The organism is Curtobacterium sp. HSID17257 (genome assembly GCF_003989515.1).
Taxonomy (GTDB): Bacteria; Actinomycetota; Actinomycetes; order Actinomycetales; family Microbacteriaceae; genus Curtobacterium.
Genome location: NZ_RBLU01000075.1, coordinates 1 through 16,167, shown reverse-complemented (window position 1 = coordinate 16,167; position 16,167 = coordinate 1). Strand labels below are relative to the sequence as shown.

Annotated in this window: 13 protein-coding genes; 2 read left to right on the top strand and 11 right to left on the bottom strand. The window is 71.6% G+C overall.

Annotated features, from left to right (window positions below; all coding sequences use genetic code 11):
* Together D8M35_RS17070 and D8M35_RS11485 are read right to left on the bottom strand one after the other, a co-directional pair.
* The coding region (locus D8M35_RS17070) for a hypothetical protein (RefSeq protein ID WP_238638205.1) at window positions 1–202 on the bottom strand (202 nt) is incomplete at its 3' end.
* 5 nt (window positions 203–207) lie between these two features.
* On the bottom strand, window positions 208–1,347 hold the full coding sequence (locus D8M35_RS11485) for an ABC transporter substrate-binding protein (protein WP_126891988.1): 1,140 nt from the start codon (window positions 1,345–1,347) through the stop codon (window positions 208–210).
* A 277-nt stretch (window positions 1,348–1,624) separates the two neighbouring features.
* Here D8M35_RS11485 and D8M35_RS17065 point away from each other — a divergent pair, with 277 nt between their 5' ends.
* Complete coding sequence (locus D8M35_RS17065) at window positions 1,625–2,062, top strand: YdeI/OmpD-associated family protein (RefSeq protein ID WP_238638204.1); 438 nt, start codon at window positions 1,625–1,627, stop codon at window positions 2,060–2,062.
* 197 nt (window positions 2,063–2,259) lie between these two features.
* On the opposite strand, the gene D8M35_RS11475 is transcribed toward D8M35_RS17065, so the two are convergent.
* The 9 genes from D8M35_RS11475 to D8M35_RS11435 form a co-directional block, all read right to left on the bottom strand.
* Complete coding sequence (locus tag D8M35_RS11475; RefSeq protein ID WP_238638203.1) at window positions 2,260–3,144, bottom strand: NAD(P)H-hydrate dehydratase; 885 nt, start codon at window positions 3,142–3,144, stop codon at window positions 2,260–2,262.
* Window positions 3,134–3,874 (bottom strand): histidine phosphatase family protein, encoded by a 741-nt coding sequence (locus tag D8M35_RS11470; protein WP_126891985.1) that lies wholly within the window; start codon window positions 3,872–3,874, stop codon window positions 3,134–3,136. Before D8M35_RS11470 ends, D8M35_RS11475 begins: the two co-directional genes overlap by 11 nt.
* Before the next feature lie 40 nt (window positions 3,875–3,914).
* Window positions 3,915–4,874, bottom strand: a complete 960-nt coding sequence (locus D8M35_RS11465) for a hypothetical protein (RefSeq protein WP_126891984.1) — start codon at window positions 4,872–4,874, stop codon at window positions 3,915–3,917.
* 317 nt (window positions 4,875–5,191) lie between these two features.
* Complete coding sequence (locus tag D8M35_RS11460) at window positions 5,192–8,398, bottom strand: glycoside hydrolase family 38 C-terminal domain-containing protein (protein WP_126891983.1); 3,207 nt, start codon at window positions 8,396–8,398, stop codon at window positions 5,192–5,194.
* 95 nt (window positions 8,399–8,493) lie between these two features.
* Window positions 8,494–9,393, bottom strand: coding sequence for a carbohydrate ABC transporter permease (locus tag D8M35_RS11455; protein WP_126891982.1), 900 nt, complete (start codon window positions 9,391–9,393; stop codon window positions 8,494–8,496).
* Window positions 9,394–9,395: 2 nt separating this feature from the next.
* Entirely contained in the window at window positions 9,396–10,280 is an 885-nt protein-coding gene (locus D8M35_RS11450; RefSeq protein WP_238638206.1) for a carbohydrate ABC transporter permease, read from the bottom strand.
* Between the two features lie 172 nt (window positions 10,281–10,452).
* Window positions 10,453–11,814: an extracellular solute-binding protein gene (locus D8M35_RS11445; protein ID WP_126891980.1), complete on the bottom strand. Its 1,362-nt coding sequence runs from the start codon at window positions 11,812–11,814 to the stop codon at window positions 10,453–10,455.
* A gap of 297 nt (window positions 11,815–12,111) precedes the next feature.
* The gene (locus D8M35_RS11440; protein ID WP_126891979.1) at window positions 12,112–12,954 is read right to left on the bottom strand and encodes a PhzF family phenazine biosynthesis protein; all 843 of its coding nucleotides are present in this window, start codon (window positions 12,952–12,954) and stop codon (window positions 12,112–12,114) included.
* Between the two features lie 132 nt (window positions 12,955–13,086).
* Complete coding sequence (locus D8M35_RS11435; RefSeq protein WP_126891978.1) at window positions 13,087–15,486, bottom strand: lamin tail domain-containing protein; 2,400 nt, start codon at window positions 15,484–15,486, stop codon at window positions 13,087–13,089.
* 161 nt (window positions 15,487–15,647) lie between these two features.
* Between D8M35_RS11435 and D8M35_RS11430 the strand changes: the two genes are divergently transcribed.
* Window positions 15,648–16,076, top strand: coding sequence for a hypothetical protein (locus D8M35_RS11430; RefSeq protein WP_126891977.1), 429 nt, complete (start codon window positions 15,648–15,650; stop codon window positions 16,074–16,076).
* Window positions 16,077–16,167 lie beyond the last annotated feature (91 nt).

The following is a 16,167-nucleotide window of genomic DNA, read 5'->3' as shown; positions in this document are numbered from 1 at the left end:
TCCGTTCCGTGGTGGCGATGACCGTCGTCCTTCGGGCGATGGTGACCGTCCCTTCCGTGGTCGTGATGACCGTGCCCGTCGTGCCCGTCGTGCCCGTCGTGCCCGTCGTGCCCGTGCTCGCCCCTGTGCTCGCCCCTGTGCTCGCCCCTGTGCTCGCGCCCGGGGCGAACGCGCTGCCGCCCGGCGCCGATGCGGTCGTCACGGCTGTCAGGACCCCATCGTGGCGGACCACTTCGCGGCGAGGACCTTCGCCGCGTCGGTGACCTGCGCGTCGGTCAGCTCAACGTAGTCCTTCGGCATGCCACCGGCCGCCTTGAGCGCGTCCTCGTCGACCTTGCCCGACTGCTCCATCGCCGCGAGGGTCGACGGGAAGGCGCCGGCCTGCAGGTACAGGTTCTGGGCGTCCGGGCTGGCGATGTACTCCTGCCAGAGGCGCGCTGCCGCGGGGTGCGGTGCGTCCTTGTTGATCGCCTGCGAGTAGTACGAGCCGAGCGCCTGCCCCTCGGGGACGACGGTCTTCCAGTTCTGGTTCCCGCTCGAACCGGCGGCCGGGCCCCAGGCGAGGTTGTTGTAGGACCACTGGACGACGACCGGGGTCTCACCCGAGGCGACGGTCGCCTGCGTGGGCAGCACGTTCTGGAAGTTGCCGGCCTGCTTCAGCTTGCCGAAGTAGTCGACGCCCTTGGTGATGTCGTCCGCCGACCCGCCGTTCTCGAGCGCGGCGAGGTACACCGCCGAGGCGGCCTGGTTCGCCTGCGTCGGGTCGCCCGCGATCGAGACCTTGCCCTTGTACTCGCTGCCGAGCAGGTCGTTCAGGTCCTTCGGGGCGTCCTTGATCTTCGACGAGTCGTACCCGATCGACATGAGGCCCGTGTAGTCACGCGTCCACTTGCCGTCCGCGTCCTTCAGCGTGTCCGGGATGTCCGACCAGTTCGCCACCTTGTAGTCGGTGAGCAGGTCGAGGTTCTGCTGCATCACCGCGTTGCCGAGGTCGAGCACGTCGGGCGCGGTCGACTGGCCCTGCTGCGACTTGACCGCGGCGACCTCGTCGGCACTGGACCCGTTGGGGTTCGCCGAGTTGATCGTGATGCCGTACTTCTTCTCGAAGCCGTCGATGATCTTGCCGTAGTTCGCCCAGGTCGGCGGGAGGGCGATGACGTTGAGCTGCCCCTCGGCCTTCGCGGCCTTCACGAGGGCGTCCATGCCGCCGGCCGACTCGGCGCTCGTGGCGGTCTTCCAGTCGGTGTCGCTCGACGTCGACGCGCTGCTCGTGGCCGAGCAACCGGCCAGGGTGACGACTGCTGCTGCGGCCAGGGCGATGCCGGCCAGGGTGCGGGTGTGCTGCACGGGGTGTGCCTTCCGGGAGCTGTGGGGGTTCGGGTGTCCGGGGGTCCGGGTTCGGCACGATCGTGGACGCGCCCGGTTTCGCGGTCGTGCTGCGGCGGTGAACGGTGGCGGAACAGCGGGTGCGGCTGTACGGTTTCGCTGCCGAGGATGGTCCCCGGCGAGGGTCGGTCGCGGCGGACTCGACGTCCGGTCGCGCGGTGCGCGCTCGACCGGTACGACGCTGGGTCGCGTCGGCCGCGCGGGTGCGGTCACGACCGCGGACAGCCGGGAGGCACGGGTGCAGTTCACGACGACGGTCCTGCAGGCGAGGAAGACGGCCACCGGCCTGCCCGTCCCCGAGGAGGTCGTCCTCGCCCTCGGCTCCGGGAAGCGCCCCGCCGTGGTCGTCACGATCGACGGTGGCTACACCTACCGGTCCACGGTCGGCGTGATGGGCGGGCAGTTCCTGGTCCCGCTGTCCGAGGCGCACCGCACCGCAGCGGGCATCGCCGCCGGGGACACCATCGAGGTCACGCTCGAGGTCGACACCCTGCCGCGGACGGTCGAGCTGCCGGAGTACCTGGCGGCAGCGTTCGACGAGGCCGGGGTGCGGGCGGCCTACGAGACCCTGTCGGCCTCACGGCAGCGGGCGCTCGTGGACCCGGTGCTCGCGGCGAAGGCCCCGGAGACGCGGCAGCGCCGGGTCGACAAGGCCGTGGAGTCGTTGCGCGGGTAGGCGGGTGTTGCTGTTCCGCGCGTAGGAGGTCGTTCCGCGCGTAGCTGCGTGCACGCTGCTCGGTGTTCGGTGCTGCCTGCACCGGGCGGAATCGGGCGTATCTGGTCGTTCCGGGCGTACCGGGTCGTTCCGTTCCGCCAGGTACACCCGTTCTCGTCAGGTATCGCAACCGTTCTGGGAAGGAACGAGCGCCGTCATCAGCCGCCGAGCTCGACCAGGACGCGCGGGATCTCGGTGAGCAGTTCGCTCGCGAGGTAGCCCAGTGGCCCGACCTGTACGGCCAGGCGGTCACCCGCGGCCGCGTGGACGTACGACGCCCAGGCGGCCGCCTGCGCCGGATCGGCCCCACGGGCCAGCAGTCCGACCACCACGCCGGAGAGCACGTCGCCGCTACCGCTCGTCCCGAGCCCTCCGGAACCGGTGCCCTTGACCCAGACTCGCCCGTCCGGGGCCGCGATGACGTCGGACAGCGCGACCACTGCGCCGTACCGCTCGGCGATCTCCCGGGCGTCGGCGACGTCGTCGTCCCCGCAGTCCCGGCCGAGCAGCCGTTCCGCTTCACCGCTGTTCGGTGTGAGCACGAGCCGTCCTCGGAGTGGTCGGAGCCGGTCCTCGACGTCGGCGGCCACGCCGAGCGCGAAGGCGTCGAGCACGACCAGGGTGTCCTGGCCGACGGCGTCCGCGATGCCCGCGACCAGGTCCCGCGCACCGTCCGGTTCGTCCAGTCCGGGACCGATCAGCACCGCGTCCGCAGAGCCGGCCGTGTCCCGCACCGAGTCGATCGCGCCGACGGCGACGTGTCCGGCGTCGTCCTCGTCGAGCGGCACGACGCCCGACTCGGGGACGGCGACCGCGACGTGGTTCGCCACGCTCGACCCGACCGCCAGCGACAGTCGTCCGGCTCCTACGCGCAGTGCGGCGAGCGCCGACAGCATCGCGGCTCCGGGGGTGTGGGCCGCGCCGCCGACGACGAGGACCTGCCCCCGGCCGTACTTGCCGGCGCCGGGGTCGGGCAGCGCCCACTCGCGCAGGACGTTGGGCGTGATGTGCTGCGGTGCTGCAGGCTCCTGGTCAGTCGACACGAGCGTCGTCCTTCCGGCCGCTGTGCTCGGTGACCTCATCGTCGTCGAGGTGCCCAACGGCGGAGAACTCCTCGAGGGTCCACGGGGCGCCCGGTCCGTCGCGGTGCAGTCGTGTGAGCGACGCGTTCGCCACCGTGTGGTCCTCGGCGAAGGCCATCAGCGCGTGCTCGTCGAGGTCGAGGCAGACGGCCACGGCGAGCATCACGACCGCGTCGTGTGCGGCGACGAGCAGGCGTTCGGGGCCCTCGAGCCGGTCGACGTCCGTCAGCACGGTGCGGAGGCGGAGCATCACGTCCGCCCAGGACTCCCCGCCGGCGGGGCGGTGGTAGTACTTGCCGAGCCACTGCCGTCGGCGTTCCTCGTCCGGGTACCGGTTCCGCACGCCGTCGCGGGTGAGCAGGTCGAGGACACCGAGCTCCCGGTCGCGGAGCCGCTCGTCGACCCGCTTCGGCGGTTCGGTCAGCCCGCCGGCGTCGAGCGCGATGCCGATCGTCTGCTGCGCCCGACGGTAGGGCGAGACCCACAGCGCCACCGGGACGTCGTCGACGCCGCGGTCAGCGAGCTCCTGCCCGAGCGCTCGGGACTGCTCCTCCCCCAACGGACTCAGCGGGACGTCGGCGTCGCGGTGGTCGACCTCGATGACGTCGGCTCCCGCGGCCTCGGCCCTCGCAGCGGCGACGTTCGCGGTGGACTCCCCGTGGCGGACGAGCCAGATCTCGGTGACAGCCATGGTCGTGACGCTAACCGCGTCCCCCTGGACCGTTTCCCGGTCAGGCCACCCCGGGTCGTGCACTCCTCACCGGTCGGACCGGACACGGCAGTCCCGCCGCCCGGAAGCGTCGGACCAGCGCATCGGGGTCGAACAGGTCGCGCCACTCGAGCCGGATGATCGTCCGCACGCCGGGCACGGTCAGCAGCCGCTCGTGCCGCCGCTTCTCGTCGAGGAACACCTCGGTGGGGCTCCGACCTGCGAGGTACCGCTCCTGCGTGTACTTCGCTCGACCGTCGATCTCGACGACGACGCCCTGGTCCGGGAACCAGAAGTCGACCGCGAACCGGCGCCCACCGACCACGAACTCCTGCTGCAGGACCGGTCTCGGCAGCCCGAGTTCGAGGAACACCACACGAGCGACGGACTCGGCGGTGGATCCGGCGCGGCCGTCGGCGAGACCGAGGACGTGCTCCGCTCGGCGGCGCCCGCGTGCCCGCGGATCGACCGCCGCAGCGAGCTCCTCGGTTCCGATGCCTGAACGCAACGCCCCGTCCGCCACGACCACCGCGGTGCGGAGGTCGTCCCGCATCGCGATGTCGACGACGGTCCGGGGCACGGTCGTCACCCGGATCCCGTGAGCCGTCAGTCGCTCGTCGGCGCGAACGGGACGCGTGTGCAGGACGAGGTCTCGCGTCCGCCCGCGGTACATCGTCTCGGGCACGGTCGCGTGTACCGGGACCTGCCAGCCGCCGAGCGCCGGGAGCCCGAGTACCGCTGCCGCTGACGCGTGCGACGCGACCGCCGCGGTGCCGATCCGCCCGAGTCGGGCGTAGACACGTGTCACGTAGCGCTGCCGTGGGCCCGCCGAGTCCCAGTGGGTCCCCTCGACGAAGGCGTTCGGGCCGACGCGGACCAGTCGGTCAGCGCCGCTCGATCGAGCGCGGCGGCGAAGCGTCGTCGGGTCGCACGAGACCTCACGAGCGGGCCCCGCACGGAGGATCGGGAGTGGACGTTCCATGGCGCGATCGTGCCCGGTCTCCACCTGCCGACGGGGCCCGACGGCGGCGACTGTGGACGAGCCTCCAGGCCGAACGCCCTGTGCAGGACGCACGTTCCTTCCCAGAACAGATGCGATGCCAAACGCTTCCGGGCATACCTCGTCGGAAGGAAGGACCAAGTGTGCCCGGATCAACCTGGTACGCCCGGTTTCGCCGGGGAGTGCGACGCGGCGTCGAGGGAACGCACCCGTGCTCCCCCGGCGCCGCAGCCTCACCGCCGACCCCGCTGCCCCGGGGCCGGCGTCGCCGACCCCGCTGCCCCGGGGCCGGCGTGGCCTCAGGCCCGCCGCACCCGCAGCGTGACGATCTCGAACGGGCGCAACGTGAGCACGACGGGCTCCCCCGCGAGCCACGAACCCGAACCCGCGCCCGACCCCGACCCCACGCCCGGAGCCGACCCCGCGCCCGACCCCGACCCCACGCCCGGAGCCGCCCCCGCACCGAACGGCCGCTCGAGCAGGTCCACCGCCTCCACCGCGTCGACGTCGAACCCGAACGACACCCCGACGTCCGACGCCCGACCGCCCGACGCCTCGTAGAGCCGCACGACGACGTCACCCGAACGGTCCTCGGCGAGCTTCACGGCCTCGACGAGCACCTGGGGCGAGGACACGACGACCAGCGGCGACACGTCGGCCGACCCCGACCCCGGTACCGCCCGCACCGGCAGGTTGAGCCGGTACCCGGAGTCCGCCGCGTCGAGCACCGACTCCCCCGTCCGCAGCACCGTCCGGAACACGTGGTGCCCCTGGTCGGCGTGCGGGTCCGGGAACGTGGGTGCGCGCAGCAGGGACTCCCGCACCAACGTCGTCGTCCCGCCGTCCGGACGGGTCGAGCGGGTGATGTCGTGCCCGTACGTCGAGTCGTTCGCGACCGCGACCCCGAACCCGGGCTCCGCGACGTGCACCCACCGGTGCGCGGAGGTCTCGAACCGGGCCATGTCCCACGACGTGTTCTGGTGCGTCGGCCGGTCGATGTGCCCGAACTGGATCTCGCTCGACGCGACGGACGCCCGGACGTCGAGCGGGAACGCGAGCTTGAGGAGCTTCTGCCGCTCGTGCCACTCGACCTCGGTCTCGATGTGCAGCTCGGGCTGCCCCGCGGTCGCCGAGTACCGGGTGGTCACCGACGACGAGCCGAAGGGACGTGTCACGACGAGCGCATCGCGGACCACCTCGACGGAGGCCGCCGTCAGCACGGTCCCGCTCCGCTGGTAGGCGCGGTCGATGTCCCACGCCTCCCACTGGTTCGGGGTGTCCCGGAACACCGTGTACTGCGCGGCCACAGCGCCGGGCGCGATCGCGTCGCGTCCGGTCGCGTGGTCGACGAACGAGACGACGTGGCCCTCCCCGTCGACGGTCGCGGTGACGACACCGGTGTCGAAGACGAAGCGGTCACCGCTCCGGACGGGAGGCACGGCCTCCTCCGCCGACGCCGCGGAACCTCCCAGGGCGGTCACCCCGCCCGCCGCGACCGGCGAGGCGTTGAAGCGCACGACGGTCCCGACCTCCGCGCTGCCGCCGGTCCCGTCCCGACCCGGGTCCCGCGGAGCGTCGAGCACGGCTCCGCCGTCCCCGGCGAAGGCGCTCGCGGACGCCCCGACCCCGGCGAGCGCCGGCACCCCACCGCTCGCGAGTGCGGTCGTCGCCGTGCCGATGAGCTCCTCGAGGACCCCGGCGACCCGGGCGTACTCGGCCTCGGCGTTCTCGTAGACCCACGCGATCGACGACCCCGGCAGGATGTCGTGGAACTGCTGCAGGAGCACTGTGTGCCAGACGGACTCGAGCTCGTCGTACGGGTACTCGGCGCCGAGTCGCACTGCTGCGGTCGCCGCCCAGAGCTCGGCCTCGCGGAGCAGGTGCTCGGAGCGACGGTTGCCCTGCTTCGTGCGGATCTGCGACGTGTACGTGCCGCGGTGGAACTCGAGGTACATCTCCCCCGACCACACGGCGGGTTCGGGCAGCACGCGCTCGAGCTCGTCGAAGACCTGGGCGGGTGTGCCGAGGTCGACCCGGGGCGAGCCGTCGAGGTCGTGCTGGCGCCGGGCTGCCGCGACCATCTCGCGGGTGGGGCCGCCACCGCCGTCGCCGAAGCCGTACAGGAGCATCGAGGTGTTCGCGACGCCGCGCTCCTTGTTGCCGCGTTCGCCGCGGTGCAGGTCGGCGGCGGAGACGTCCGAGTTGTACGTGTCGGCCGGGGGCAGGTGCGTCAGGACGCGGGAGCCGTCGATGCCCTCCCAGTGGAAGGACGTGTGCGGGATGACGTTCGTCTCGTTCCACGAGGGCTTCTGCGTGACGAACCACTTCGAGCCGGCCGCGCGGACGATCTGCGGCAGGGCACCGGTGTAGCCGAACGAGTCGGGCAGCCAGGCCTCGGGGGTGTCGACGCCGAACTCCTCGAGGAAGAGCCGCTTCCCGGCGACGAACTGGCGCGCGAGGGCCTCACCACCGGGCAGGTTGGTGTCCGACTCGACCCACATGCCGCCGACGGGGATCCAGCGACCCTCGGCCACGCGCTGCTTGATGCGGGCCCAGATCGACGGGTAGCCGTCACGGATCCACGCGTACTGCTGCGCCGACGAGCAGGCGAAGGTGAAGTCGGGGTCCTGGTCCATCAGGTCGAGCACGTTCGAGAACGTGCGCGCGCACTTGCGGATTGTCTCGCGCACCGGCCAGAGCCAGGCGGAGTCGATGTGGGCGTGCCCGACGGCGACGGCGCGCCCGGCGGACCCGGCCGCCCCCACGGCGAGCAGCGGCGCGAGCACCTCACGGGTCGCCGCAGCGCTGCCGGCGACGTCGTCGGGGTCGAGGGCGTCCGCCGCACGCTCGAGGCCGCGCAGGATGTCCGCGCCCCGGGTGCCGTCGGTCGGCAGCTCGGCCATGAGTCCGCGGAGCACCCAGACGTCCTGCTGGAGTTCCCACACGGTGTCGTCCCGCTCGACGAGCTCCAGTGCGCGGAGGCGGTAGATCGGTTCGGTGCCCGCCGTCGAACGCGACCCGAGCGGGGTCGCCCCCTGGAAGTCGTCGCCGCCGATGTCCGGGTTGGACGCGGCCTCGACGTACAGCTCGAACGAGTCGCCGGGGCCGACCTCGACGGGAACGGTGTCGTTCCGCGGCTCGATGCCCTTGATGGTCGAGCCGTCGGTGCGCCAGGCGAGCCCCTCGGCCTGGAACCCGGGCTGGCGCTTCGAGAAGCCGAGGTCGACGCGGAGCTCGACGGTGGTGCCCGGGTCGACCCCGAAGTCCTCCGGCACGGTGCCGCGGACACGGAACCAGGTGGTCCCCCAGGGCCGACCACCCCAGGCCTCGCCGACGGTGAACGGCGTGTACTCGGCGGCGACGGCCTCGGCGAACGGCACCGGTTCGTCCGGCACCTGCCAGGCGTCGACGGTGACCGGGGCCGAGCGACGGTGCACGGCGGGGTCGATGCGGTCGCGGACGAGGCGGGCGATCCGAGCCTCGACGAGGGGTTCGTCGTGGTGCATGGAGGTGGTTCCTTTCCAGCAGGGACGGTCCGTCAGCAGGACGGCCGTCGGCAGGGACGGTCGGGCCCGGGAGGCCCGGAGAGCGTGGGTCGGGGTCAGCCCTTGATGCCTCCGGCGAGGGCGTTGCCCCCACCGAGGCCGCGGGACACGAGCACGTAGAGGGCGATGACCGGCACGGAGTACACGATCGAGAACGCGGCGAGCTGCCCGTACGCGACGGCCCCGTTCTGCCCGAAGAAGTTGAAGATGCTCACCGCGGCGGGCACCTTGTCGGGCGAGAGCAGCAGGACGAAGGGGACGAAGAAGTTCCCCCACGCCTGGATGAACACGAAGATGAACACCACGGCGATGCCCGGGCGCATGAGCGGCACGACGATGCGCGTCAGCGTGGTGAACATCGAGGCGCCGTCGGTCCAGGCCGCTTCCTCGAGCGAGATCGGCACCGAGTCCATGAAGTTCTTCGCCATCCAGATCGCCATCGGCAGCGAGGTCGCGGCGAGGAAGAAGATGCACCCCCACACGTTGTCGATGAGGTTGAGCGACACGAACAGCGCGTAGACGGGCACCATCATCGCGGTGATGGGCAGGCCGGTGCCGAACAGGATGCTGTAGAGGAACGGCTTGTTCACGCGCATCTTGTAGCGGGACAGCGGGTACGCGGCGAGCAGCGCGAACACCACGGTGACGACCGCCGTGCCGCCGGAGAGCAGCAGGCTGTTCGCGAGCGGGATGAACGACAGCTCCGGGGTGAGCACCTGCGTGAAGTTGTCGAGCGTGAACTGCGTCGGGATCTTCACGGACAGCGACGCCTGCGTGTCCACCGAGGCGAGCACGAGCCAGAGCAGCGGTACGGCGAAGCACACGGCGATGACGAGCAGCACGACGTTCGACACCCAGCGCATGGTCCGGCCGCGCGGCGAGGTCATGTGCAGGGCGCCCGGCGCGGTCACGGACCGGGTGACGTTGGACACGGGACGGTCAGCGGTGAGGGCCATGGTCAGTCCACCTCCGGCTTGAGCGCCCGGATGTAGATGATCGAGAACACCGCACCGACGACCAGCAGGATGGTCGCGATCGCGGTCCCGAAGCCGAGCTGCGAGAACTTGAACGCCTCCTGGTAGGCCAGGATCGGCAGGGTCGACGAGTTCGTGCCGGGGCCGCCGCCCGTCATCACGAAGATGAGGGTGAAGACCGACAGCGTCTGCAGCGTCGTGAGCATGAGGTTCGTCGAGATCGACCGGCGGATGACCGGCAGCGTGATGTAGATCAGGCGCTGCCACCCGGTCGCCCCGTCGACCTCGGCGGACTCGGTGATCTCCTCGGGGACCTCCGACACGGCGGCGGAGTACACGAGCATCGAGAACGCGGTCCCGCGCCAGATGTTCGCCAGGATCACGGCGAGCATCGGGTACGTGTAGAGCCAGTTCGCCCCGGTGATCCCGATGGACGCCAGGAACGTGTTGAGCGTGCCGGTGTCGTTGAAGAACGCGTAGGCGGCGAACGAGGCGACGATCTCGGGCAGGACCCAGGCGGCCACGACGAACGTGCCGACGATCGCGCGGACGACCTTGTTCGCGCTGCGCATGAGGAACGCCAGCCCGAGTCCGAGCACGTTCTGCCCGACGACGGCGGACGCCAGCAGGAACACGATCGTCAGGATGACGGACTTCGGGAAGTCCGGGTCACGGAACAGCTCGACGTAGTTCGCGAAGCCGACGAACTGCTGGTTCGCGGCGCTCGCGCCGGTCAGGGCCGAGTTGGTGAACGACCCGTAGAACGACGAGATGACGGGGCCGAGCAGGAAGACGACGAGGAGGACCACCGCGGGCAGGAGCGGGACGACCCGCGTCGCGTTCCGCAGCGGTCGCCGCTTGCGCGGCACGGGAGGATCGGTGCGCTTCGGCGCACCGGGCGCCGACAGCGTCGGCGCGAGGGGGGTGCTGGACACGGGGATGCCTTCCGGATGCGGAGGGGTTCCGAAGGTGGGGAGGGACGGTCTGGAGGCGCGGCGCACGACGTGAGCCGCGCCTCCAGACCGTCAGGTGGTCGCGCCGCTAGCCGGCGTCGACGGTGTTGTCCTTGCCGACGACCTGTTCGACCGACTGGTCGTAGACCTTCGCGGCCTCGGCAGGTGTCTGCTGCCCGGTCATCACCGACTCCATCGCGACCTGGATCGCGTTGGAGACCTGCGAGTAGTCACTCGTCGCCGGACGGAAGTTGGTGTGCTCCACCAGGTCCGAGAAGAACTTGAACGTCGGGTTTGCTCCGGTGTACGCCGGGTCCTCGGCGACGTCCTTGCGGACCGCGATCTGGCTGTTCTCGGTGTCGTACTTGAGCGAGCCGTCCTTGCTCAGGAACGTCGTGATGAAGTCGAACGCCGCCTGCGGGTTCTTCGTCTTCGAACCCACCGCGAGCGTCCACCCGCCGGACATCGAGTTGTAACCCGGTGCCTGACCGTTCTGCGTCGGGAAGGCCGCCTGACCCATCACGTCGTTCCACTCCTTCCACGGAGCGGTGCCGGACTCGAGCCACGTGCCGGACTGCCACGAGCCGTCGAGGTCGATGGCGAGCTTGCCCTCGGGGAGCCACGTCTGCGCGATCGTCGTGCCGACGTTGGTGTCGAGCGCCTGCTGCGGGGTCGGGCCGAGACCGCCCTGGTAGACCTCCTTGACGAACTTGAGCGAGTCCTCGAACTGCTTCGAGCCGACGACCCACTTCTTGTCCTTGTAGAGCGTGTTGCCGTCGCCGTCCGCGCCGTACAGGAGCATCTCGAAGCCCTGCATGGTCGAGGCCTCGCCCTGCGCCTTGCCGGAGTAGATGTTGAACGGGATGACGTTCGGGTCCTTCTCCTTCAGCGTCTTGGCCGCGGCGAGCACGTCGTCCCAGGTCTTCGGCTGCCACGGGACCGGCAGCCCGGCCTTGGCGAAGAGGTCCTTGTTGTACCAGAGCGCACGCGTGTCGGTGCCCATCGAGACGCCGTAGATCTTGCCGTCGTCACCCTGGCCGGCCTGCTTCGCGTTGTCGTAGAACTGGTCCCACTCGTCCCACTTGTCGACGTACTGGTCGAGCGGCAGCAGGTACCCGGCCTCGGCGTCGGACTTGATGAGGAAGGTGTCCTCGTACATGACGTCGGGGGCGGTCGCGGGCGCCTTGTTCATGAGCGCGAGCTTCGTGTAGTAGTCGTTGCCCTGCGCCTGGATCGGGACGAGGGTGACCTTCTTGCCCGGGTTCGCCTTCTCGTACTCGGTCTTGACTTCCTTCATCTGGGCGTCGAGCTGCTGGAAGGCGCCGAACTTCTGGTACGCGATCTTGATCGTGTCGCTCGAGGCGGACGACGAGCTGGAACAACCCGCCAGCCCGACCGCGGCGACTGCCACGGCTGCGAGGCCGGCGATGATTCGGGTGCGGCGTTTCATCGGTGCTCCTTTGCACGGGATGTCCGCGGGCTCCGTCACCCGCGCGCAGGATTAGTACAACGGATGGACTTATTCGTGTCAAGCACTTTTCGTCACGGGTCGGCAACGGTCGCGGGCGCGCGGCGGAGGCGTGGGCCCGGGCGCCCGGTGATTCCGGGCGTACCGGGTCGGAACGGCGTACCTGGTCCGCCGGGACCACGAGGTACGCCCGGAAGCGCCAGGTATCGCAGGTGTTCTGGGAAGGAACGAGCGCCAGCATCGCAGGCGTTGTGGGAAGGAACGGGCAGCGGGCCCGGCTCAGGCGATGGGAGTGGCGCCGCCGATCACCGTGATGCCGCCGGACTCGGGCACGTCGACGAGCAGCACGCTCGGACGCCCGACGTGTCGACCCTGCCGGATCACCACGCGGCTCCCGGGCGACACCGCTCCGACCGCGCGCAGGTACGCGCCGGTCGAGGCAGCGGCGGATCCCGTCGCCGGGTCCTCGGTGATGCGGCCGGCGGGGAAGAGGTTCCGCGCCTCGAACTCGAGCGGGCCCGTGCGGTGCAGGACCGTGACGGTGCCCTCCCACCCGTACTCCCGCTTCAGTGCGGCGAGCGTGGCGGGGTCGAACCGGAACTGGTGGAAGAGCTCGGGGTCGGCGAGCACGACGACGGGGTGCCGGTTGCCGGCGAAGGACTCGAGCACGGGGAACCCCTCGGCGACGTCGCCGTCGACCAGCCCGAGCACGGCGGCGAGTCGCTCCCAGCGCACGGGGTCGATCGGCCGCGTGTCGGGTTCGACGCTCGTCATCGCGACCTGCACACTGCCGTCGGAGGCGGTCGTGGCGTCGACCGCGATGTCCCCGGCCGCGGTCGAGAAGACCCGGGAACCGGTTCCTTCGCGCTCGGCGAGCAGGACGGCGGTGGCGACGGTGGCGTGGCCGCAGAAGGGGACCTCGGCGGCCGGCGAGAAGTAGCGCACCCGGGCGCCGTCCGGGGTCCGCCCGACCACGAACGCGGTCTCCGGGTACGCCACCTGCTGGGCGACCGCGAGCATCTCGTCGTCGGTCATCCCCTCGGCGTCGAGCACGATCCCCGCGGGGTTGCCGCCCCCGGGCTCGGCGGCGAAGGCGGTGTAGCGGAGGACCTCGGTGCGCATCCCCCGACGCTACCGCGGGACGCCGACGCCCCCCACGACACCGACGCCACCACGGACACCGACGCCCGGCGCGACGCCGATGCCCCGCCGTCCGGGCGGACGACGGGGGCATCGGCGAGGAGCCCCCGCGGGTCAGGCCTGCTCGACGACCGTCCGACGACGACGTGCCACGAGGACACCGGTACCGGCCGCGAGGAGCAGGAGCGCCGCCGCGATCCCACCGCCCAGCTCGGCACCGGTGACGGCGAGCGCACCCGTCACGGGGTCGACCCGGACGTCCGTCCAGCCGATCAGCGTGCCGTCGAGGGTGGCGACCACGATGCGGTGCTGCCCGGCCGGGACGTCAGCGGGGACGACCACCGTCACCGTGCCGTCTGCGGCGACGACCGGCGTCCCGAGGAGCCGTGGCTCGGAGAACAACCAGACCGCGACACGCTCCCCGGCGACCTGCGTCCCGACGGAGATCGTCACCGAGGAACCCGCACGGACCTCCGACGGTGCCGACACCGAGCCGCGGTTCCCTTCGGTCAGGGCGGAGGCGTCCGGCGCGACCGGAACCGCCGGAGCGACCGGAGCGGAAGGAGAGGGGGTCGGGGTGCTGCCTCCGTCACCCGGCGCAGGCGACCCACCGCCACCCGGAGCAGGCGTCTCCCCGCCACCGTCGCCCGGCTCCGTCGTCGCGTCGCACGGGTACGTCCCGGTGCGCAGCGAGGACCCGTTCGTGTCGTTGTCGTCGGCGGTGAAGGTGGCCCGAGCCCCGTCCACGCAGCGGCCCGAGATCGCGAAGCCCTCGTTGGCGAGCGTCCGGTCGGCGTTCGCGGGCGCCTCGTACAGCGACGCGAGCGTGAAGGCGCCGTCCTGCACGTCGAAGAGCGCCGTGCGCCCGGAGCAGGCCTCGTCGCAGACCACCCAGAGGGCGTCGAGCGTCGGGTCGAACTGCACCTCGGCCACCAGCGAGAACGGGGTGCTGATCGTCGCGACGCGCTGGAACGACCCGTCGTCCATCAGCGCGTAGGCGGAGGCGCTCGCGGTGCCCTCGACGCCGACGACGAAGAGTCCGTCACCGTGTCCGGGGTAGGACGCAGGCATGTAGGCCGCGCCGGTGTGCTGGTCGACGAAGCCGCGCTCGGTCAGCCAGGCGTCCGGCACCCAGGTCACGCCCTCGAGCCCGGCGTTCGCGCCGAGGCCCGGGAAGTCCGCGGCCAGGTTCCACTCGTCCGTGGCGCGCAGGACCGACTCGGAGCCGTCGGTGGTCGCGAAGCGCAGCACGGCGGGGCGGCTCACCTTCGACACGTCGTTGTCGCGCTCGGTCGACACGTACACCGCGCCGGGGTCGTCGGCCGTGACCGTGACGCCCTCGGCGTCGGGCGTCCCGGTGTCGTCGGCGTACCGCAGGTCGACGCCCGCGGCGTTCGTCGGGGCCCACCCGCCTCGACCGTCCGAGGCCAGGTGGTACAGCAGTCCGTCACCGTTCTGCACCGCCCAGAGCTGTCCGTCGCGCGAGGTCGACGAGGTTGTCCAGTCGAGCCCGCTCAGGTCACCGGTGAAGGTGTCCCCGGCGTCGAGCACCGTCTCGTCCGGTCCGCCCGGCCAGGCCTCGGCGGTCACGACGCCGGCGAAGCGGTTCGCCGCACCCTTCGTCGGCTCGGCGGTCGCGGCGAAGTCGCCGGTGCCGTCCGGGTTCCGCCCGTACGTGGTCGCGGCGTGTGCCGTCCACGAGTACTGGTCGACGAGGAGCCCGCGGGGGTCCGAGAGCCGCACGCTGTCGGCCTTCCCGAGCCCGAAGTCGAACCCGGACGCTCCGGCCTGCGACTCGTCGAGCACCGTGAAGCCGCCCGCCGCGACCGTGGTGCCGGCCGGGATCGTCCAGGCGTGGTCGTCCTCGCCGTCCTGCAGCACGTACCCACCGAGGTCGACCGTGGTCGTCCCGACGTTCGTCAGTTCGACCCAGTCCCCCGGGGTGCCGTCCTGCGACTCGACCTCGTTGATCCGCACGGGCGAGGAGCAGTCGTTCGGGGCGCCCTTCGTCGACGCGGTGGTGTCGACGAGCGTGCCGGAGCCGTCCGGGCAGCTGCCGTACGTCACGGCGGCGTGCGCCGTCCACGCGTACCGGAGCGTCAGCGTGCCGGAGGGGTCGTACAGCCGCACCGAGTCGGCACCGCCGAGCCCGAAGTCGAAGCCCGACCGCGTGGTGGTCTCCTGGTCGACGACGAGGTACCCGCCGGCGGCGATCGTCGAGCCCTGCGGCAGTGTCCACGCGGTGTGCGACGAGTCGGAGTCGAGGAAGCGCCAGCCGCTCAGGTCGATCGTGGCGGACGAGGTGTTCACCAGCTCGACCCAGTCGGTGTCGTCGGCGTTCGACTCCACCTCGTCGATCGCGAGACCCGCTGCCGGGCCGCTGGTGACTCGGGTACCGACGGTCGGGTCGTCGTCACCGACCGCGGCGACGGCGGGGGTGGCGGTCAGCACGCCGGCGGCGAGGGCGATGCCCGTCGCGAGGCCGGCACCGAGCCGCAGGGCAGGGGTGCGCATGCAGGGTCCTTCTCGGGGAGGTCAGGGGGGACCTGCACGACTGTTCAGCATCCCGGCGTCCGGCCGGTGGCGACCAGGTGAACGACCGGTGCCGCGTCCTCCCAGCAGGCGTCAGGAGGATGGGAGCGACCACGCGAGCGCGTTCGGTCGGAGAGGGAACCGTGACGGACGACACCAGGAACACCGCACTGCAGTCGATGATCGAGCGAGCCGGGCGGCTCACGGCGGAGGAGGCCGAGGCCCTCGACATCGCCTGGAAGGCCGACGAGCAGATCGTGGTGCCGGTGTCGAGCGCGTCGCTCGCGGTCCAGGGCGGCGCGGACGGCCGGATGGTGACCAACGCCGACCTGCTGGCCGCGTGGCAGCACGCGCTCGACGCCGCCGGCACCGCCGGCCGCGTCGATGAGATCGAGGCCGCGCAGGAGGCCGGGCGCGCGGTGAAGCACTCCGACGCACACCTCCGCGACCGCGCCGGGGCCGAGGAAGCCGTCCGCTCGGCGGTCCTCGCGACCGGCGTGCGCGACCTCCTGTCGGACGACGAGTACGACACCCTGACGGCGGTCTGGCGGACGGTGCTCGGCGCCGCCTGACGGACGGTGCTGCCGATCAGTCGGCGGGGCGGACGGGAGGCGCGGGGCGGGCTGGCACCGCGCCTCCCGTCAGCGCCGGATCAGCAGCGCA